The 19,873-nt window shown below is 63.2% G+C and carries 18 protein-coding genes and 1 pseudogene; 9 read left to right on the top strand and 10 right to left on the bottom strand.

Features of this window, described 5'->3' with window-relative positions:
• Positions 1-62 precede the first annotated feature (62 nt).
• A complete protein-coding gene (locus M2416_RS19915; RefSeq protein ID WP_259226388.1) occupies positions 63-1,883 on the bottom strand; it encodes an alpha,alpha-trehalase in 1,821 nt (606 codons plus the stop codon).
• A gap of 231 nt (positions 1,884-2,114) precedes the next feature.
• Between M2416_RS19915 and M2416_RS19910 the strand changes: the two genes are divergently transcribed.
• The 5 genes from M2416_RS19910 (at position 2,115) to M2416_RS19890 (ending at position 7,147) form a co-directional block, all read left to right on the top strand.
• Positions 2,115-3,014 carry an alpha/beta hydrolase gene (locus M2416_RS19910; RefSeq protein WP_259226387.1) on the top strand — a complete coding sequence of 300 codons (900 nt, stop codon included), beginning with the start codon at positions 2,115-2,117 and terminating at the stop codon, positions 3,012-3,014.
• A gap of 199 nt (positions 3,015-3,213) precedes the next feature.
• The gene (locus tag M2416_RS19905) at positions 3,214-4,653 is read left to right on the top strand and encodes a circularly permuted type 2 ATP-grasp protein (RefSeq protein WP_076947377.1); all 1,440 of its coding nucleotides are present in this window, start codon (positions 3,214-3,216) and stop codon (positions 4,651-4,653) included.
• A complete protein-coding gene (locus M2416_RS19900) occupies positions 4,647-5,576 on the top strand; it encodes an alpha-E domain-containing protein (protein ID WP_076947378.1) in 930 nt (309 codons plus the stop codon). The genes M2416_RS19905 and M2416_RS19900 overlap by 7 nt, the downstream gene beginning before the upstream one ends.
• The gene (locus M2416_RS19895) at positions 5,573-6,388 is read left to right on the top strand and encodes a transglutaminase family protein (protein ID WP_259226386.1); all 816 of its coding nucleotides are present in this window, start codon (positions 5,573-5,575) and stop codon (positions 6,386-6,388) included. Before M2416_RS19900 ends, M2416_RS19895 begins: the two co-directional genes overlap by 4 nt.
• Before the next feature lie 18 nt (positions 6,389-6,406).
• A complete protein-coding gene (locus M2416_RS19890) occupies positions 6,407-7,147 on the top strand; it encodes a proteasome-type protease (protein WP_076947380.1) in 741 nt (246 codons plus the stop codon).
• Here the strand turns inward: M2416_RS19890 and M2416_RS19885 are convergent.
• Entirely contained in the window at positions 7,144-7,923 is a 780-nt protein-coding gene (locus M2416_RS19885; RefSeq protein ID WP_259226385.1) for an AraC family transcriptional regulator, read from the bottom strand. The two genes, M2416_RS19890 and M2416_RS19885, sit on opposite strands and share 4 nt — an antisense overlap.
• Positions 7,924-8,016: 93 nt before the next feature.
• Between M2416_RS19885 and M2416_RS19880 the strand changes: the two genes are divergently transcribed.
• Positions 8,017-9,171, top strand: coding sequence for an MFS transporter (locus M2416_RS19880; RefSeq protein ID WP_259226384.1), 1,155 nt, complete (start codon positions 8,017-8,019; stop codon positions 9,169-9,171).
• A 14-nt stretch (positions 9,172-9,185) separates the two neighbouring features.
• Here M2416_RS19880 and M2416_RS19875 read toward each other — a convergent pair whose 3' ends face one another.
• From M2416_RS19875 to M2416_RS19855, 5 genes are read right to left on the bottom strand one after another with little or no spacing between them, the layout of a single operon-like run.
• The gene (locus M2416_RS19875; RefSeq protein WP_259226383.1) at positions 9,186-10,271 is read right to left on the bottom strand and encodes an ABC transporter ATP-binding protein; all 1,086 of its coding nucleotides are present in this window, start codon (positions 10,269-10,271) and stop codon (positions 9,186-9,188) included.
• The gene (locus M2416_RS19870) at positions 10,258-11,220 is read right to left on the bottom strand and encodes a carbohydrate kinase family protein (RefSeq protein WP_115192414.1); all 963 of its coding nucleotides are present in this window, start codon (positions 11,218-11,220) and stop codon (positions 10,258-10,260) included. The genes M2416_RS19875 and M2416_RS19870 overlap by 14 nt, the downstream gene beginning before the upstream one ends.
• 2 nt (positions 11,221-11,222) lie before the next feature.
• Positions 11,223-12,062 (bottom strand): carbohydrate ABC transporter permease, encoded by an 840-nt coding sequence (locus M2416_RS19865; RefSeq protein ID WP_259226382.1) that lies wholly within the window; start codon positions 12,060-12,062, stop codon positions 11,223-11,225.
• A complete protein-coding gene (locus M2416_RS19860; RefSeq protein WP_259226381.1) occupies positions 12,052-12,960 on the bottom strand; it encodes a carbohydrate ABC transporter permease in 909 nt (302 codons plus the stop codon). The genes M2416_RS19865 and M2416_RS19860 overlap by 11 nt, the downstream gene beginning before the upstream one ends.
• Before the next feature lie 9 nt (positions 12,961-12,969).
• The gene (locus M2416_RS19855) at positions 12,970-14,217 is read right to left on the bottom strand and encodes an extracellular solute-binding protein (RefSeq protein ID WP_076947387.1); all 1,248 of its coding nucleotides are present in this window, start codon (positions 14,215-14,217) and stop codon (positions 12,970-12,972) included.
• A 223-nt stretch (positions 14,218-14,440) separates the two neighbouring features.
• Here M2416_RS19855 and M2416_RS19850 point away from each other — a divergent pair, with 223 nt between their 5' ends.
• Positions 14,441-15,613 carry an ROK family transcriptional regulator gene (locus M2416_RS19850; protein ID WP_259226380.1) on the top strand — a complete coding sequence of 391 codons (1,173 nt, stop codon included), beginning with the start codon at positions 14,441-14,443 and terminating at the stop codon, positions 15,611-15,613.
• Positions 15,614-15,746: 133 nt separating this feature from the next.
• Here the strand turns inward: M2416_RS19850 and M2416_RS19845 are convergent, their stop codons facing one another.
• A complete protein-coding gene (locus M2416_RS19845; RefSeq protein ID WP_041146150.1) occupies positions 15,747-16,190 on the bottom strand; it encodes a 6,7-dimethyl-8-ribityllumazine synthase in 444 nt (147 codons plus the stop codon).
• Positions 16,191-16,281: 91 nt separating this feature from the next.
• Positions 16,282-16,555: pseudogene (locus M2416_RS26935) on the bottom strand (aminotransferase); the annotation flags it as partial.
• Positions 16,556-16,679: 124 nt separating this feature from the next.
• Between M2416_RS26935 and M2416_RS19840 the strand changes: the two are divergent.
• Entirely contained in the window at positions 16,680-17,663 is a 984-nt protein-coding gene (locus tag M2416_RS19840; protein ID WP_076947390.1) for a fatty acid desaturase, read from the top strand.
• On the top strand, positions 17,656-18,456 hold the full coding sequence (locus M2416_RS19835) for a phosphate/phosphite/phosphonate ABC transporter substrate-binding protein (protein WP_259226379.1): 801 nt from the start codon (positions 17,656-17,658) through the stop codon (positions 18,454-18,456). Before M2416_RS19840 ends, M2416_RS19835 begins: the two co-directional genes overlap by 8 nt.
• Before the next feature lie 35 nt (positions 18,457-18,491).
• On the opposite strand, the gene M2416_RS19830 is transcribed toward M2416_RS19835, so the two are convergent.
• Positions 18,492-19,832 carry an LLM class flavin-dependent oxidoreductase gene (locus M2416_RS19830; RefSeq protein WP_259226378.1) on the bottom strand — a complete coding sequence of 447 codons (1,341 nt, stop codon included), beginning with the start codon at positions 19,830-19,832 and terminating at the stop codon, positions 18,492-18,494.
• Positions 19,833-19,873: the final 41 nt, after the last annotated feature.

Raw genomic sequence — 19,873 nt, 5'->3', positions numbered from 1 at the left:
TGAGGGCCAGCGCGCGTGGCTACCAGATTTGGTAGCCACGCGCAGGCCGGGTGCGGTGAGGGTTAATGCGCGGCGGCGGGCGCCGCTTTATCCGTGCCGCCGACGCTGTCGTTTGCCGCCGGCTTAGCGACAGGTACCACCTTATCCGTTCCGCCGACGCCGTCGTTTGCCGCTGGCTGAGCGGCGGGTACCGCATTAGCCGTGCCGCCAGCGCTGTCGTTTGCCGCCGGTCGCGCCGCCGGGAGCGAATCGCAAGGCTTCTCTTTCGGACACACCAGGTCGAGCATTTTCAAGGTCACGCCGTTGGTCCAGCCGAAGCCGTCCTGCAGCGGATACTCGCCGCCACCGCCGCCGGTGCCGGTTGAGCTGACGTCATACTTTTCTACCAGCTTCTGCTTGCTGTCATAGGTGTGCTGGACGTTGCTGAGGAAACGCCAGCTGACCTCCATCGCAATTTTCTGCTGGCCGTAGTTCTGCAGCCCTTCGGCGGCCACCCACTGCAGCGGCGCCCAGCCGTTCGGTGCATCCCACTGCTGGCCGCTGTTGACGGTGGTGGTGGTTAAACCGCCCGGTTTCAGCAGGCGAGACTGCGTCGCGGCGGCAACTTTGGCCGCCCGTTCGCTGGAGGCGGCGTTGACGTACAGCGGGAACAGGGCCGCGGCGGTGAGCTGATTGCGCACCTTGTGGCTTTTCAGATCGTAATCGGCATACCAGCCCTCTTTGTCATTCCACAGGTATTTCTCCAGCGCCTTCTGGCGGTCGTTGGCCAGGGCGTCGTACTGCGCCGCTTTCGCACTATCGCCGGCGGCTTTGCTGGCGCGGGCGAGGGTTTTCTCCATGCGGAACATCAGCGAGTTAAGATCGACCGGAACGATGCTGGTGGTGCGAATGGTGCCCAGCTGCTGCGGGTTATCCATCCAGCGGGAGCTGAAGTCCCAGCCGGAGGCCGCAGCGGAGCGCAGATCGCGATAGATCTCGGTCGCCGGGCGGTTGGGGTTGTTTTTGGCGGTGGTCACGTCATCGAGCCAGGACTCCGGGCGCGGCGTGTCGTTGTCGTCCCAGTAGCGGTTCAGCAGCGCGCCGTCTTCCATGCGCACCACCCGCTTATTGGCTTTGCCCGGCGACAGCGCATCGGCGCCCTCCATCCAGTATTGGTACTCCTTCTCCATCTGCGGCAGCCAGGCTTTCAGCGCCCGATCGCCATCGTGGGTGGCCAGCAGCTCCACCATAAACGGGAAGAAAGGCGGCTGCGAACGGCTCAGGTAGTAGCTGCGGTTGCCGTTGGGGATATGTCCCCAGGTATCGATCTCGTGGCCGAAGTTGGCCACCATATCGGCCACTTTATCCCAGTGCCCGCTTTCGGCGAGGCCCAGCATGGTGAAGTAGCTATCCCAGTAGTAGACCTCGCGGAAGCGGCCGCCCGGGACGACGTAAGGCTTGGGCAGCGGCAGCAGCGAATCCCACTTCTCGACCTCGACGGTGCTGCGGGTCAGCACCGGCCACAGGCCGTCAATATGCTGGCGCAGGGTTTGGCCCTTGGGCGGGACGTAGGTGTCGTTATCTTTCGGCAGCGCAAAGTTGAGCTCGACGAAGTGGCGCAGGTCGAAGCTGGCCTGATTTTTCTGCATCCGGTAGTCGGCGAGGATCATCAGCGGATCGCCGTTCGGTACCGCGTCGGCGAAGGTTTTCTGATCGGGGAAGAGTTTGGCGCTTTGCACATCGTTGAACAGCGGGCCTAACAGAATATCCGGCGACTGCGGCGGGGCGGGTTTTGTCTCATCGGCCTGGGCCGCCAGCGCTGACAGCGCAAAGAGGGCGCCTCCCAGCGCCAGACGCAGCGCGTAGGGCAGCGCTGCCGGGCGACGTGAAACGGATCTCGTCATGGGTAGTTCTCCTTATCATTACAGACGATTTTGCCACTGCGATTGATCATCAGAAAACCTTAGACGAATATCCGCCGCTACGCGTGTCGCAGCTAACATTTTGGATGAAAACAGATAATTTACCTGTATTCTGCGCCGCCGCCGGGCGAATAAGGGCGCCGTGCGCGGCGCCGCTTTCTGCTAAAATCGCGCTACCGTAACGACGGGCGACAAGCGCCCCGGGAGCGAACCGTGAACCGACGTCATTTTCTACTGTTTAGCGCCGCGGCGCTGCTGGCCGCCCGCCGCGCCGGCGCCGGCGAGGGTCAGCAGGAGATCCTGAATCTTTGGCCCGGCGTGGCGCCAGGGGGCGGCGGGCCTGGCGGCGCTGTGCGGCTGTCGGCCCGGGGCGCCCTTAGCCAGATAGCGCGGCCGCAGCTGACGGTATGGCGACCGGCGGTACCCAACGGCCACGGCGTACTGGTGGCGGCAGGCGGCGGATACCGGCGTATTGAGATGGCGAAGGAGGCGTGGCCCGCCGCCCGCTGGCTCACCGCCCGCGGCTACACCGCCTACGTCCTGAGCTACCGCCTTCCCGGCGAAGGCTGGACGGCGGGGGGCCTGGCGCCGCTGCAGGACGCCCAGCGGGCGCTGCGCCTGATACGCCAGCGCGAACGGAAGGCCAGCCTGCTGGGCTTTTCCGCCGGCGGCCACCTGCTGGGCATGGCCGCCTGCCGGGCCGATTTTGCCTCTTATCCGCCGCTCGACGCGGCGGATACGCTCCCCGCCCGCGCCGACGGTGCGGCGCTGATCTACCCGATTATTTCCCTGGAGCCGCCCTACAGCCACACCGCCACCCACCGGATCCTCGCCGGGCCTCACGCCTCGCCGGAAGTTGACCGCGCCTGGTCGGTACAGACCTACGTGACCGGGCAGACGCCGCCCTGCTTTTTGACCCAGGCGCTGGACGATCCGGTATCCGATCCGCACAACACGTTGATTATGGCTGACGCCTGCCGCCAGCATCAGGTGCCGGTCAGCCTGTATCGCTACGCCAGCGGCGGTCACGGCTTTGCGATGGGGCGTCCGGGGACGCCAACCGTCGACTGGCCGGGGCACTATGCGACCTGGCTGGAGGCGCTCTCGCCGTAATGGCGCAAAGCGGTTTGCCGTGCCTCATCGTGGTGCAGACCGGGCGAAATATAAGGAAAATAACGGGTTGTTTTTTGCACAGCCAGGCGGCGCGAGGCTGCGGGCTTGCACAACGCCGTCACCGGCCGCGATCTGGCATAATTAATGCTTATCTCTTCCTGGGGTTACCCCAAAGTGAGTACAACCGGAGGAGACGGCCATGATAAAAATAACGCTTCCTGACGGGCATTATTATGACGAGATGCTTACCGTCGAGGGACAGCAGCGCCAGCACTATAACGCCTGGTGGCAATGGTTTCACAACACCGATCAATTCTCTATCCGGCAAAAAAAAGAGCAGGCGGAGCTGCTTTTTCACCGCATCGGCATCACCTTTAACGTGTATGGCGAAGGCGAGGGGACCGAACGGCTGATCCCGTTTGATAGCGTACCGCGTATTATTCCCGCCGCCGAGTGGCGGCGCATCGATCGCGGCATCCGCCAGCGGGTGAAGGCGCTGAACGCCTTCCTTTACGATATCTACCACGAGCAGAATATCCTGCGCGCCGGGATTATTCCGGCGGAACAGGTGTTAGCCAATGAGCAGTACCAGCCCTGCATGCAGGGCATTAATCTGCCCAATAATATCTACGCCCACATCACCGGGGTCGATATGGTGCGCAATAGCGACGGTCAGTACTACGTGCTGGAGGACAACCTGCGCACGCCGTCGGGCGTCTCCTATATGCTTGAAAACCGCAAGATGATGATGCGGCTCTACCCGGAGATGTTTGAGCAGCACCACATTGCGCCGGTGGAGCGCTATCCGGGCTATCTCCTGCAAACCCTGCGCGAAAGCTCCCCCGTGGACGATCCCTGCGTGGTGGTGATGACGCCGGGGCGCTTTAACAGCGCCTACTTTGAGCACAGCTTTCTTGCCCAGCAGATGGGGGTTGAGCTGGTGGAGAGCGCCGATCTGTTTATTAAAGCCGGCGCGGTCTACATGCGCACCACCGAAGGGCCGCGGCGGGTCGACGTTATCTACCGCCGCGTCGACGACGCCTATCTCGACCCGCTGGCCTTCCGCGCCGATTCGATGCTCGGCGTTCCCGGCCTGCTGTCGGTCTACCGGGCGGGCGGGGTGGTGCTGGCGAACGCGATCGGCACCGGCGTCGCCGACGATAAATCGATCTACCCCTTCGTGCCGGAGATGATCCGTTTCTACCTTGGCGAACAGCCGATCCTCAACAACATCCCGACCTGGCAGTGCCGCAAGCCGGAAGACCTGCAGTTCGTGCTGAACAACCTCGAGAAGATGGTGGTCAAGGAAGTGCACGGCGCCGGCGGTTACGGCATGCTGGTCGGCCCGCGCTCGACGAAAGAGGAGCGCGAAGCGTTCCGCCAGCGCCTGCTGGCAAACCCGGCCAACTACATCGGCCAGGATACCCTCGCGCTCTCGACCTGCCCGACCTTCGTCGAAGACGGCCTGTCGCCCCGACATATCGATCTGCGCCCGTTCGTGCTTTCCGGCCAGGAGATTCGCCTGGTGCCCGGCGGCCTGACGCGGGTGGCGCTGACGGAAGGCTCGCTGGTGGTGAACTCATCGCAGGGCGGCGGCACCAAAGATACCTGGGTGATGGAGGATGACGAATCATGCTAAGTCGTACAGCGAGTGAACTGTTCTGGATGGCGCGCTATCTGGAGCGTGCGGAAAGCTACGCCCGGGTGCTCGACGTAACCTGCAAACTCTCGATGATCCCCCGCCATAGCCAGCAGGCGCGGGATCTGGCCCTGCCGCTGAACCTGTCGCAGACCCACGAGCTGTTTCAGGAGCGCCACGCGCGCTTCTCGATGGGCAACCTGTTCAACTTTTTTGCCCTCGACGGCAACAACCCCGGCAGTATCTACAGCTGCGTCGAGATGGCGTGGAATAACGCCCACGCGGTGCGCGGCAGCCTCTCTGCCGAGGTATGGGAGTGTATTAACGCGACGCGCATTGAGCTGCGCCGGCTGCGCCAGCAGGGGATCGGCGAGCTCGGCAGCGACGGTTTCCTCGAGTGGGTAAAAGAGCGGGTACACCTGTTCCGCGGCGCGGTGCTGGGCACCCTGCTGCGCAACGACGCCCTCAGTTTTATCGGCATCGGCACGCTGATTGAACGCGCCTACGCCACCACCCAGCTGCTGCTGGTCAAGGATCAGCAGCTGAGCAGCGACCCGGACCCGGTGCGCGAGTACTACCGGTTGGACACGCTGCTGAACGCGGTCAGCGCCCGCGAAGCCTACAACAGCATCTACCGCCAGCCGGTAAGCCGGGAGACGGTGATGGAGCTGCTAATTTTGCGCAACGACGTCCCGCGCTCGCTCAGGGCCTCCATTTCTGACCTGGTCGGCCAGCTGGAGCATATCGCCAACGATCGCTCCCATATGCCGCTGCGCCTGGCGCATCAGCTTAACGTCGATCTGCGTTTCAGCACCCGGGAAGAGCTGGCCAGCGCCGATCTGCAGAGTTACCTCAACGGGCTGCTGGCGCGAATTAACGCCCTGTCCGACAGCATCAGACAAACCTATCTGGAGGCGCTATGAAACTGGTTATCGACCACCTGACCCGCTACGGCTACGATGAAGAAGTCAAGTTTTCGACTCAGTACCTGCGCCTGACGCCGCGCAGCTCCGGCCGGCAAAAAATCACCTCCTGGACGCTGACGCTGCCGGACGGCGCCAGCATCGCGACCACCGACGCGTGGGGCAACGTGCTGCACGTGCTGACGCTGGATAACCCGCACAAGGAGATAGCGATCCGCGCCAGCGGGATCGTCGATATCGCGCAGGAGGACGAAGAGAGCGGGGTAGACGAAGAGGAGCTGCTTTCGCCGCTGGTCTTCCTGCGCTGCACGCCGCTGACCCGCGCCGACGAGCGGATCCGTGAGTTCGCCCGCGGCCTCTATCGCGCCGACGAGCCGGAGGAGAGCCTTAATCAGCTGATGGCGGAGCTGCTGGTCAAAATGCCCTACTCCCCTGGCGCGACGCTGGTGCAGGACTCCGCCGCCGACGCTTTCGCGCGATCGCAGGGCGTGTGCCAGGATCATACTCACGTTTTCCTCGCCTGCTGTCGGGCGATGGCGATCCCGGCGCGCTACGTTAGCGGCTATGTTTATAGCGATAACGCGCAGCACGTGGCGATGCACGCCTGGGCGGAGGTGTGGCTCAACGGGCGCTGGAAATCATTTGATATTACCAATAATACCCGTAACCTGAATCAGCACCTGCGGCTGGCGACCGGGCTGGACTATCTTGACGCCTGTCCGGTGCGCGGCACCCGTCTGGGTGGCGGCGGGGAAGTTATGTTAACCAACGCTGAAGTGCGCGAACATTCTCAACAGGCGCAGCAGCAATAGAGGCAGGAACGGAGAACGATGACCTACTGTGTGGCCATGTGTTTAGCGGATGGACTGGTATTCGCGTCAGATTCGCGCACCAATGCGGGCGTGGATCATATTGCGACTTTTAAAAAGCTTCATGTTTTTCAGCAGGAGGGCGAACGGGTGCTGGTGCTGCAGTCCGCCGGCAACCTGGCCACCACCCAAAGCGTGATTAGCCTGCTGAGCGCGCGAATTCGCACCCAGCAGGAGCCTAACCTGATGCAGGTCAGCTCCATGTATGATGCGGCGATGCTGATTGGCAAAACGCTGCAGGAGGTTATTCAGCGCGACAGCAGCAACCAGCAGAACTGCGGCAATACCAACTTTAACTGTAACCTGCTGCTGGGCGGCCAGCTGGCAGGGGAGACGCACCGCCTGTTCCACATCTACCCGGAAGGTAATTTTATCGAGGCCACGCGCGATACGCCCTATTTCCAGATCGGCGAAAGCAAGTACGGTAAACCGATTATCGACCGGGTGCTGACCATCGACACGCCGCTGGAGCAGGCGATGTGCTGCGCGCTGATCTCCATCGATTCAACGCTGCGCAGCAACCTCTCCGTCGGTCTGCCGCTGGATACGCTGCTCTACCGCAGCGGCAGCCTGAGCAGCGCCGAGCAGCATCGCATCACCGAAAGCGATCCTTACTTCACGACCATTCGCCGGGCGTGGTCCGAAGGGCTGCAGAACACCTTCCAGAAGCTGCCGCCGTTCGCGCCGGCGCGCGAGCGCTAAACCGCCGCCGACGACGAAAGATAGCGTCCCGGCGTCATGCCGGTCATGGTGCGGAAAAAGTAGATAAAAGCGCTGTCGCTGGCGAAATCCAGCGCCTGCGCGGCGTCGGTGATGCGCTTCCCCGTCGCCAGCAGCTCCACCGCCTTCATCAATCGCCACTGCTGCCGCCACTGCTGCCAGGACATCCCGGTATCGCGGCGCAAAATGCGGCTGATGGTCTTTTCGCTGGCGCCGCACTCTGCGGCCAGCGCCCGTAGCGTCGGCGGCAGGCTCTGACCGCCCAGCGCGGCCAGGCGCTTATCCTGCGGCAGGGCGAGCATCATCGGCTCATGGGCCGCCGCGCTAATCTCCGCCGCGCAGAGGGCGGCAAGATGCCAGCCGCTTCCGCTCTCCCAATCGCTGTCCCACGGGCTTGCCGCCGTCCGCTCCAGCAGCTCGCGCAGCAGCGGGCCGACGTTGAGGATCGCCGGATGCGCGGGGAGATCGGGGAAACGGGAGGGCTGAAACCACACCGAGCGGTAGTCGACGATGCTTTTCATCTCCGCGCGATGGGGGACGCCCGCCGGGATCCACGCCGCCCGGGTGGGCGGAAGCAGGCACAGCAGCGCGCCATCGTTGAGGGTCAGGCGCACGCAGCCCTGGCGGGTGAAAAGTATCTGCGCCATATCGTGCCGGTGGCTGCCGGAGTCGTGGCTGCCGAGCGCCGAGCGGACGCCAACCACCGTTTTGTTCAGCGTATCCGGGTTGAATGCCGCATGCGCATCGAGCCACGCCATAATGTCTGATTTCCGATATATATAGTCACTATGTTTATAATGTCCGATCCCCGGCCTGCCTACAATAGCGCCTCTTATTATCAGGAGGTGGATATGTTCGGGCGTTCGGCCGTGGTGCTGGTCACCGCATTACTGATGTTTTCGCAGATGGTGGAAACCATTTACAGCCCGGCGCTGACCGATATCAGCGTCCGTTTTGCCGTCAGTGCGCAGCAGGCGTCGCAAACTCTGGCGGTTTATTTTATCGGCTTCGCGCTCGGGGTTCTTTTTTGGGGGCGGGCCAGCGATCTCTACGGCCGCCGTCCGGCGATGCTGGCGGGGATCGCGGTGTACGCCCTCGGCTGCGCGATGGCGCTGGTGGTGACGGAATTTAGGCTGCTACTGCTGGCGCGGATCGTGGCGGCATTCGGCGCCGCAGTCGGGTCGGTTGTCAGCCAGACGATCCTGCGGGACCGTTTTAGCGGCCGCCGGCTCGCCGGCCTCTTTTCGCTTATCGGCCTGGCGCTGGCGGTCAGTCCGGCGGCGGGCGTCTGGGTCGGCGGCCTGCTCGCCGCCGGCTGGGGCATGCGCGGCGTCTTCCTCGCCCTGGCGCTGCTGGCCGGCGTCCTGCTGCTGCTGTGCGGCTGGCTGCTGCCGGAAACGCGGCCGGCGCGGCAGGCGAACGCGGCGTTTCTGCCGGTGCTGCGCCGGATGGCGACCGACCGGCAGATTGGCCTGGCGGTTATCCTGGTCGCGGCGTTCAACGTCAGCCTGTTCAGCTACTACAGTCTGGCGCCGTTTATCTTCGTCGAGCTGCGCCTGCCGGTCGCCGCGTTTGGCTACAGCGGCATGGCGCTGGCCGGCGGCTCCCTGGCCGGGGCGCTGCTCAATCGCCGGCTGCTACGCCGGGGCGTGACTCAGGGGCGGATGCTGCTGCTTGCCTGCTGGCTCCATCTGGCCAGCGGCGCGGCGGTGTACCTCTGGCGCGACTCGCTTTGGTTCCTGCTGCCGATGGCCGGGGTGGCGCTCGCTTTCGCTATGGCGATCCCGCTGGTGCTGGGTTCGGCGCTCGGCGCCTACAGCGATTGTCGCGGCACCGCCGGGGCCATTTTCGGTCTCGGTTACTATCTGCTGATTGGCCTCGGGCTGGTGCTGGTCGGCTGGGGGCAATCGCTGGGGGCGTCGCTGATGGTCTGTGCCGCGCTCGGCCTCATCGCCGGCATCCGCTATTTACCCTGTTTCGCCGAAAAGAGCGCGGGCGCCGCTTAGGGCACCCGCGTCAGCTAGTTCTCCTCCGCCAGCCGCCTGCCGCTGGCGGCATCGAAGAGGTGGATTTTCTCGCGCCGGGCGGTGAGATTCAGCGGCTGCTGAAGCCGGGTGTCGATGCGTCCGGCGACCTGCACGTGAACCGGGAATCCCTGCCAATCGAGATGCAGCAGGGTGGACTCCCCGGTGACCTCCATGATGTTAACCGTGCCGGGCAGGCCGTCGGGGTCCGGCTGGATATCCTGCGGACGCAGGCCGACGGTGACCGGCGCGCTTCCCTGCGCCGCCGCCGCCCGATACCAGCGTTCCGGCAGCGCCAGCCACAGCTCGCCGCAGCGCACGCCGGGAACGCCGTCGCGGCTGGCTATCTCTCCCGCCAGCAGGTTCATCGGCGGCGAACCGATAAAGCGGGCGACAAAGGTGTTGCAGGGGCGATCGTAAATCTCCAGCGGCGGCCCCTGCTGGACGATAAGCCCCTCGCGCATCACCACGATTTGATCGGCCAGGGTCATGGCCTCAACCTGATCGTGGGTAACGTAAATCATGGTGGTCTTAAAGCGCTGGTGCAGGGATTTGATCTCCGCCCGCAGCTCCATGCGCAGCTGGGCGTCAAGGTTGGAGAGCGGTTCATCAAACAGGAAAACCTGCGGGTTGCGCACCATCGCCCGGCCCATCGCCACGCGCTGGCGCTGGCCGCCGGAAAGCGCGCGCGGGTAGCGGGCCAGCAGCTTATCGATTCCCAGCAGGCTGGCGATATGCTGGACTTTGCTTTTCTGCGTCTCTTTATCGACCTTTTTAACCTGCATATGGAAGGCGAGGTTTTCGGCTACCGTCAGGTGCGGGTAGAGGGCGTAGCTCTGAAAGACCATCGCCACGTCGCGATCGGCGGGATCGAGATCGCCGATCGGCCGGCGGTTCATTAAAATCTCCCCGGCGGAAAGGGCCTCGAGCCCCGCCAGCAGCCGCAGCAGGGTCGATTTCCCGCAGCCGGAGGGCCCGACCAGCACCGTGAAGCTGCCGTCAGGAATGGTTAAATCCAGCGGCAGAAGCACCGTCTGTTTGCCGTAATGCTTGGCGACTTTTATCAGCTCAACGCTGGCCATCGGCGGTCTCCTCAATATGGTGTTGCAGGGTTCGCCAGTCGGGATAGTGGCGGGGGGAGGTGCTAATGGCGTGCGCGGCAACGGCGTTGCCCCAGCGCAGCGCCTGGGCTGCCGGCTGGCCGCTTAGCAGCCCGGCGAGAAAGCCGGCGTTAAAGCTGTCGCCTGCGCCGATGGTGTCAATCACCTCGACCGGCTTCACCGCCGCGCGGTCGCCGCGCTCGGCGGTCCACCACCAGGCCCCGTCGGCGCCGCATTTGACGATGCAGCCTCCCCGGCCGCTGAGGCGCGACGCCAGGCTGCGGGCCGCCTGCGGCAGGTCGCTCATCGCGGCGAGTCCGAGGGTTTCAACTTCATTGAGCAGCAGCCAGTCGCAATCGGCCAGCCACTGGTTCACCGCTTCGCGCAGCGCCGGATCCCAGCTTTGCGGCGGCCAGCCGGTATCCACGGCGACCTGGAAGCCGCGCTGGCGCAGCGTCCGCAGCAGCCCCGGATAGTCCGGCAGCAGAGCGGTACATAAAAAGGTCCCGCAGAGCAGGACGATATCGCCGGCCGTTGCCCGTTCCGGAAGCTGGGCGAGAACATCCTCCGCCGACAGGCGGGTGATATGCCCGTAGTTGCTGAGGAAGGAGCGCTCTTTATCGGGATGGGTAACCGCCACCGTCAGCGAGGTTTCGCAGGGGTACTGCGGCCAGCGTTCGGCGCTGCCGGGAAACTGGGCCGCCAGCCAGGCGGTAAAAGCGTCATCGCCCTGGCAGCCGATGGTGCGATGCGGGATCTGCATGGCGGCCAGCGCGAGGGCGCAGTTGCCCGCCGAGCCGCCGGGGCGCAGGGCGCTGTGCTCCAGCATCACCTCCGTGCCCGGCAGGGGCCACTGCGCGAGGGTCCCCATAATCAAATCAATATTGTAATTGCCCGCGATATAGAGCACGGGCGCGGTGAGCTTGTGCATAGTTATCCTTTACTTCCACCGTTAGTGAGGCCGCTGACCAGCGTTTTTTGTAACAAGATAGCGATAAACAGAGGCGGGACCGAGGCGAGAATGCCGACGGCAGCCACCAGACCGTCGTCGGTGGCGCGTCCGGCGGTGAACCCGGCGATAGTGACCGGCAGGGTTTGAGCGGCGATATTGCTGGTAAACAGCAGCGAATAGAAAAACTCATCCCACGCCAGCAGCCAGCCAAACAGCGCCGAGGCGCCGAGCATCGGTTTCGCCAGCGGCAGGGTGATGCGCAGCAGCACCTGCCAGACCCTCAGCCCGTCGAGGCGCGCGGCCTGTTCAATATCCTGCGGCAGCGCGTCAAACTGGTTTTTCACCATCCAGGTGAGGAACGGCATAATCAGCGAGCAGTAGACCAGCACCAGCCCGCTGCGGGTATTGAGCAGCCCCAAGTGTTCGAGAATAAAGTACAGCGGCAGGACGAAGGCCACCGGCGGCACCATGTAGATCCCCAGCCCGGCGTACAGCCAGCCGTCGCGGCCAGGATAGCGCGAGAAGCTGAAGGCGGCGGGCACCGCCAGCAGCAGAGAGACCAGCGTCGCCCCGGCGGCCACCAGCAGGCTGTTGCGCAGCGCGGGTAAAAATAGCGCCCCCGGCTCGCCGGGCTGCAGGGAGAGCAGGCGGCCGTAGCGGCTAAAGTCCCACTCCCGCGGCAGCCACTCCAGCGGCACGCGGGTCAGATCGGCGGGAGTGCTGACGCTCATTAAAAATAGCCACAGCATCGGCGCCAGAATCGACAGGGCGACCAGCAGCGCCGCCAGATAGCGCAGCAGAGTGCGGATTTTACGCTTCATATTCGGTGCTCCGACGGCGCTGGCGCAGCAGCATAAACAGATACAGGGCGATCAGCAGGGTGCACATCAGGGTCATCAGAATGGCGTAGGCCGCGCCGCTGCCCGCCCGCAGATAGCTGAAGGACTCCTGATAGACGAAAAAGCTGAGGGTTTTGGTACTGTCGAGCGGGCCGCCGCGGGTCATCACGTAGATGATATCGAATACCTTGAAGGCGTCGATGGTCCGCAGCACCAGCGCCACGCCCAGCGGGGCGGCGATGGCCGGGAAGGTGATGGCGCGAAAGCGCCGCCACGATCCGGCCCCGTCGAGGCGCGCCGCCTCGTACAGATCCTCAGGAATGGACTGCAGCGCCGCCAGCACCAGCAGCGTGACCAGCGGATAGTTTTTCCAGATATCCGCCAGCATCACCGCATTCAGCGCCGAGTCCGGCGACCCCAGCCAGCTGCGATAGCCGTCGATGATCCCCAGCTGGGTGAGCAGCGCGTTAATGCTGCCGTAGTCCGGGTTAAAGTTAAGCCGCCACATCATCGCGTTAACGATGGTCGGCAGCGCCCAGGGCAATATCACCAGCACCCGCAGGATATTGCGTCCGATAAAGCGCTGATTGAGCAACAGCGCGACCAGCACGCCGATAACGCCCTCAATGGCGACGGAGACCACGGTAAAGTAGAGCGAACGGGCGAAGGCGGCGCGAAAATCCGGGTCGGTCAGGGCATAGAGATAGTTTTCCAGCCAGACGTAGTTCGTCGCCTCGCCGTTTCCCACCAGCGCGGTATCGGTAAAACTCAGCCACAGGGTGCGCGCCAGCGGCCAGGCCGTCAGCAGGAACATCGCTACCAGCATGGGCGCCAGCAGCACCCATGCCTGACGACGCTCGCGTTGTTGCAAACTCAGCATCAAAGCTCCTTAACGCAGGCGGGCCGCGCTTTTATCAACGGTCTGCATGGCGGCTTCCGGGGCTTCTTTACCCTGAAGCACCGCCTGAAGCTGCTGCTGCAGGGTGTTGGAGAGCCGCGAATAGTCGGCGGTTTCCGGGCGCGAGAGCATCACGTTCAGCGATTTGTCCGCGGCGACGATCAGGCTCTCCTGGCCCTGGGCGACCGCCGGGTCGTGGTAGGAGGATTTCCACACCGGCAGGCTGAGTTTGGCGTATTTATCCTGCACCGGCTGCGAGGTCAGGTAGTGGATATACTGCCACGCCTGCTCCGGGTGCTGGCTGGCTTTGGCAATGCCTAAGCCCATCGAGCCGTTGACGGCGCCGGCTCTATCCGGGGTATCGCCGGGGGCGGGAATAATGCCGACGTCGCCGGCGACTTTACTCTGTTTGGGGTCGTTGGCCATGTTGTACATATAGGTCCAGTTCAGGGCGAACGCCGCGTCGCCGTTGGAGAAGGCTTTACGCACGTCCTCTTCGAGATATTCGCGGGAGGCGGGGTTGGTCAGGCCGTCGTCCAGCGATTTCTTCATCAGCGTGACCGCTTTGAGCGAAGCCGGCGTCGAGAAGTCGAGCTTGCCGTCCTGGTAGAACTTGCCGCCGAAGCCGGAGACGAGGGTGGTGTAGTCGCAGACCAGGGCTTCCGCCTGGGACCAGCTCCAGACCAGCGGGTATTTCACCACGCCTTTATCTTTAAGAATTTTGGCGTCGTCCAGCACCTGCTGCCAGGTGGTTGGCACCTGCTTGATGCCCGCCTTTTCGAGCATGGCTTTGTTGTAGTAGAGGTACTTGGTGTCGAGGATCCACGGCATCCCGAGGGTTTTGCCTTTGTAGACCACGGTATTCATTGCGCCAGGGAACACCTTCTCCCGTTCGTCGGCGGGGATCCGCGCCGAGACGTCCTGCAGCAGGTCGAAGCGGCTAAACTCCGCCGGCCAGATGGCATCGAAGAGCACCACGTCATAGCCGTTACCGCCGGCGCCGCGCGCCGCGACAATCTTGTCATGCAGCGCTTCATAGGGGACGAACTCGAGGTTGATCTTAATATCCGGGTTCTGCTTTTCGAAGTCGGCGGTCATCGCACGAATATCGTTTTCGCTGTACGCCGCCTGGGTCATAAACAGGGCGTTGACCTGGGTGGCGGCCGCGGCCGCGCTGCCGCTGATGACGAGCATAGCCAACAGACCGGCCTTCACCCGAAGTGTGCTGTGGTATTTCATGTGGCTCTCCGCTGTACTGAGAAAAAGGGGTTATGATTTATTAAATCAATTTGATTGATTTAATCGGGGCGACAATACAGCCGCAAGGTCATTCGTGGCCCTTGGCATAAGCGTAGCAAAGCCTGTGCCATGCGAAAGTGCGCCCGAGAATGTGATTGCGGGATTTGTGACGAGGGCTAGAATTGCTGCATCAGGCGCCTGGGAAAGGCAAGGAAGGGAAAGAATGAAAACATCGGGAACAAACCTTGAGCACGCGCGGGTGCACAACCGGCGGGTGGTGATTGAAGCCGTGCGCCTGCACGGCAAATTAACCCGCGCCGAGCTGGCGCGCTTGACCGCGCTGACCCCGCAAACGGTCTCTAATATTGTTGCCGAGCTGCAGCAGATGGAGATCCTCACCAGCCACGCGCCGCGGCGGGCGGCGGGGCGCGGACAGCCCGCGGTGCCGGTGAGCCTCAACCCCTCCAGCGCGTGGTCTATTGGTATTCATCTCGATCACCAAACGCTGATCGTGGTGCTGGTCGATCTCAGCGGCGAGATCCATTTTCGCCGGCACATTTTGGTGCAAAAGCCCCAGCCTGGTGCCACCTTTGCGCGCATCGGCGAGGTGATACAGGAGCTGCGGACGCTGCCGGGTCTCGACTGGAGCCGGGTGCTGGGGATCGGCGTGGTGATGCCCGGTCCCTTTGGCGTGGAGGGGATCTCCTCCACCGGGCCGACGACCCTTAACGGCTGGGAGGGCGTGGACGTCGAATCCGAGCTGGCGCGGCTTAGCGGTCTGCCGGTCACCCTCGAAAATGACGCGACGGTGGCGGCCATCGGCGAGCGTTTTCACGGCGTTGCCCGCCACCTGAACTCCTTTGTCTATCTCTATATCGGCACCGGGCTGGGCGCCGGTATTTTTACCGATGGCCATATTTATACCGGGCATGCGCATAACGCCGGGGAGGTCGGGCATATCGTCGTCCAGCCCGGCGGCCGGGCGTGCTACTGCGGCAATCAGGGCTGCCTTGAGCGCTATGTTTCGCTGCAGGCGGCCTATGAGTTCTGCGGCCTTGACCCCTATCGGGCGCTGCCGGAAGATCTGCTGGCGGTAGATGAGGCGCTGTTCGACCGCTGGATTGACAGCGCGCTGCCGCCGCTGCGCCAGGCGATCAACCTGCTGGAGTGCGTCTTTGATGCCGAAACGGTGGTGGTGGGCGGGACGATGCCGGCGCCGCTGCTGGAAAAAGTGCTGGCGCGCCTGCCGCCGCTGTATCAGTCGGTGCGCGGGCGCTATCTGACGGGGATGAGGGTGAAAATGGGCATGACCGGCACCGATACCGCCGCGCTCGGCGCCGCCGCGTTGCCTATTTTCGACGAGTTTAACCCGCAGTTTCAGGCGCTGATGAAGTAGCCCGGCGGCCGCTAGCGTGGCCGTCGGGACTCAGGCTTGAGATTGCGCAGGGCGTGGTCCGTCAGCTCGTCGCTAATCAGCCCGCTGGCTCAGGGAGCCGTCGCCCTCAAGAAGAGAGGCTCGTTTCGTCTTCTCAGGCTTTGGGCTGCGGCAGGCGATGGATCTGCAGTACCGCTTTTGCCGCTTCCCGGCCCTTTTTCACGAAGTGCCCGCGATAAAAATCGATAAATTCGGCGGCAGGCTGGAAGTTGTGCGGCGTCAGAGAGACCGAGAACATCGGCACTTCCGTCGCCAGCTGCGCCTGCATCAGGCCGCTAACCACCGCCTGGGCCACGAAGTCATGGCGATAGATCCCGCCGTCAACCACCAGCGCGGCGCAGACGATGGCATCATAGCTGCCGCTTTTCGCCAGACGCTGGGCCAGCAGCGGCATTTCAAACGCCCCGGGAACGTCCCAGCTATCAACGGCGTATTCCACCTGCTGACTATCCAGCTCCTGGCGGAATCCGCTCTCGGCCTGGCTGACGATATCCGCGTGCCAGTTGGCTTTGATAAAGGCGACTCTTAACGATGGCATGACACACTCCTGTTAAACGGTCGGCATCAGGCGATGCGGACCCAATCATTGAGACCAGCAGGTCCTCGACTCCGCTATCGAGACAGGGGACCTAAAAGGCCACGCTTTCAGCGATATTGGCGACAACCTGGCTATCGGTCGGTTCGCGTTCTTTTAAAACTGAGCTCAAGGCAGATCTCGTTATCCTCGGCGCCACCGCGCCTGAACGCGTCGAGCAGCGGTTCGGGTTGGATCCGTCTGTTAACATTATACTGTAATGTAAAGGGTCGATGCCCGCCTTTATCCAGCATGCTTTGCATAATGTGGATAATTGACGCGTCGCGGGGGAGGTGGGCAGTATCCGCCATCATCCGCATCGGCAGCGCCCCGCAGGCGCTTCGTTTCCCCCACGTTTCTGGCAAAGCTAAGTCATTTAAATACTTTGTTATTTTCCGTGTTATCTCACATCTTCGAGGAATGAAAGATAACGCGGAAACGGTATTTGCAGTAATGACCAAAAAAACGTCTCTCTATTTGCACCCGCAGCAGCGCGACCTGATCCACCAGCTTTCACGCAGCCGCTTATGGCGCAGCGAACTTCCGACCTGGCTGCTGATTATCACCATTTACGGCGGCTGGTTTGCCACCCTCGTATACTGGAAAACGCTGGGGCTGCTGCCGGCAACGCTGCTGCTAATCTGGTTTAGCGCCTGGTATATGTCGTTACAGCATGAGCTGATACACGGCCATCCGACGCGCTGGCCGCGCCTGAATCAGCTGCTGGGCATCCTGCCGCTGGCGGTGTGGTATCCCTACGGCCTGTACCGGGATTCGCATCTCGCGCACCACGATAATCACCATCTCACGCTGCCGGTCGATGACCCCGAATCCTACTATTTTACCGCTGAGAGCTGGCGGCGCTTCGCGCCCTGGCAGCGCCGGGTGATTCATCTGCGCAACACCTTTATCGGACGGCTGCTGCTGGCACCGCTGCTGGATATTGCACAAACGCTCATCAGCGCGTGGCGCGCCTTTCGCCTGCGCGAGAAGGCGGCGATGGCGATGTGGGCTACCCACGGCCTGCTGCTGGCCGGCCTGTTTGCGCTGATGGTGCACGTTGAGTTCTCGCCGCTCTATTTTGTCGCCGCCGTCAGCTATCCGGCGCTGGCGCTCACCAAGGTTCGCTCCTTCCTTGAGCATCGGGCCGCCGACGATCCGCTGGCGCGCTCGGTGATTAATGAAGCGGGGCTGGCGTGGCGAGTGCTGTTTCTTAACCTCAACTATCATTCAGTTCATCACGACCTGCCGGGGATTCCCTGGTACGGATTGCGTAAACTTTATCTGCTCGAACGGGAGAGCTACCGGCAGCGTAACCACGGCTTTGTGGTGCGCGGCTATGGCGAATGGCTGCGGCGCTTTTCGTTTCGCGCGGTGGCGGTGAACGCCCATCCCGGCGTAAAAAAGCGGCCCGACGCGGGGGAAAACCATGAGTAACGTTGTCGATTTTCCCATGTATGCGGTTAATCACGAAGAGACGCGGGCGCTGTGGCTGGCGCTGCGCGAGATCCTCGCGGTCCGCGGGGTGACGGTGGACGACCTGCCGGCGCGATGGCCCCGGGAGGCGCTGCTGGACCACTGGCGCGATCCGCAGCTGCTGCTGAGCCAGACCTGCGGCTATCCGCTGGTCACCCGGCTTGCGGATGTGCAGATCGTCGGCTGCTTTCACTACACGGCGGAGGGCTGTGAAGGGGCGAACTACCGCAGCCTGCTGGTGAGCCAGGCGGTGAATCAGCATTTGTCTCTGGCTGATTTTCGCCATCGGCGGGCGGTGTGCAATTCGCCAGATTCGCAGTCCGGCTACAACGCGCTGCTGGAAAGGGTGGCGCCGCTGGCCGAGAGCGGCCGCTTTTTTTCCGCCGTGCGCTGGAGCGGCAGCCACCGCCAGTCGCTGATTGAATTACAGCAGGGAACGGCTGATATCGCGGCGATTGACTGCATCAGCTGGGCGCTGCTGCAGCGCCACGAACCCGCGCTGCTTGCCGGGTTGAGCGTTATCGGACGCAGCCCACTGGCGCCGGGGCTGCCGCTGATAAGCAGCAAAGATACGCCGCCGGCGATGATGGCGCTCCTGCGCGAGGCGCTGCATCAGCTGGTTACCGGCGCGCAGTACCGGGATATTTGCCGGGCGCAGCTGATCGACGATTTTAGCGTCGTGACGCGCCAGCCCTATGCGCAGCTGCTGGCGTGGCGCGCCGAGGCGGCGACAAGGGGCGTGACTCAACTGTAGGCGGGTGAAGGAGGCCGGGCCTCCTTCGGCGTAGGCTAGCGCGGACCCGGCGCGGTAAAGCGGTTTTCCGCCACCGGCAGCCCGAGTTTCTCCCGCAGCGTGCCCGACGGGTAGCGGGTGCGCATCGCGCCGTTACGCTGCAGGATCGGCACCACCTGGTCGACAAAGCGATTGAAATCCCCCGGCAGCAGCGGGAACATCAGGTTAAATCCGTCCGCCGCGCCGGCGCGCCAGGTGGCGGTCAGCGCGTCGGCAACCTCTTCCGCGCTGCCGATCAGCAGCCAGCTGTCGGAGCTTTGCAGCAGCAGGCGCCCCAGCTGCAGTACGGTCAGGCTGGGATCGTAGTGGCGGATAAGCCGCAGCGCGGTGCGGATACCGTCAAACGTTGCCTCGTCCGGCAGCGGCGGCAGGGGCTGGTCCGGCGAGTGGGCGCTTAAATCCATCCGCAGGTAGGAGGAGAGCAGGTCTATCGCCATCTGGTCGCTCATCAAACGCTCGTTCAGCCGCTGGCGCTCCTCCTTCTCGGCGTCGGAATTGACCACCACGGGCAGAACGCCGGCGATGATTTTAAAGTGCGCCGGATCGCGCCCGTAGTCCCGCAGCCGCTGATTCATCTCCTGACGATAGGCCAGCCCCTCGGCAATGGATTGAATAAACACGAAGTGCATATCTGACCACGCCGCGGCGAGGTTTTTCCCCGCCTCGGAAGACCCCGCCTGGACCAGTACCGGATGACCCTGCGGCGGGCGCGGGACGTTGAGCGGCCCGCGGACGTTAAAGAACTCGCCGCGATGGTTGAGGTGGTGAACCTTAGGCGCATCGGCAAACAGGCCGCTCGTTTTGTCATACAGCACCGCATCGTCCTCCCAGGAGTCCCAAAGGCGGGTGACGACATCGATAAACTCCCCGGCGCGCTGGTAGCGGTTGCCGTGCTGCGGAAGCTGGTCGAGGCCGAAGTTGGCCGCTTCCTCTTCCAGCCACGAGGTGACCACGTTCCAGCTCGCCCGGCCGCCGCTGAGAAAGTCCAGCGAGGCAAAGTAGCGGGCGAGGTTGTAGGGCTCGTTGTAGGAGGTGGAGGCGGTGCCCATCAGGCCGATATGCTCGGTCACGGCGGCGAGGGCGGCGAGCAGGGTGATGGGCTCCAGCCGCGCGTTGGCGTAGTGGGTAAGGCCGCTGGGTACCGTATCCCAGATCGAGATATGGTCGGCGATGAAGATGGCGTCAAGGGTGGCGGCCTCGGCCCTCTTCGCCAGCTCCGCGTAGTAGCCGAGGGTAAAAATTTCTTTGCCCGGCGCCTGAGGATGGCGCCATGAGAAGCGGTAATCCCCCTGCGGGTTAAAGAAAAACAGGTTCAGAATCATATGACTTTCAGACATGTGCGGCTCGTTTGCAGTTATTGCCGATCCCTGGCAGAGAG

The organism is Klebsiella sp. BIGb0132, from assembly GCF_024810075.1.
GTDB lineage: Bacteria > Pseudomonadota > Gammaproteobacteria > Enterobacterales > Enterobacteriaceae > Klebsiella > Klebsiella terrigena.
This window is presented reverse-complemented; position numbering and strand designations above follow the sequence as displayed.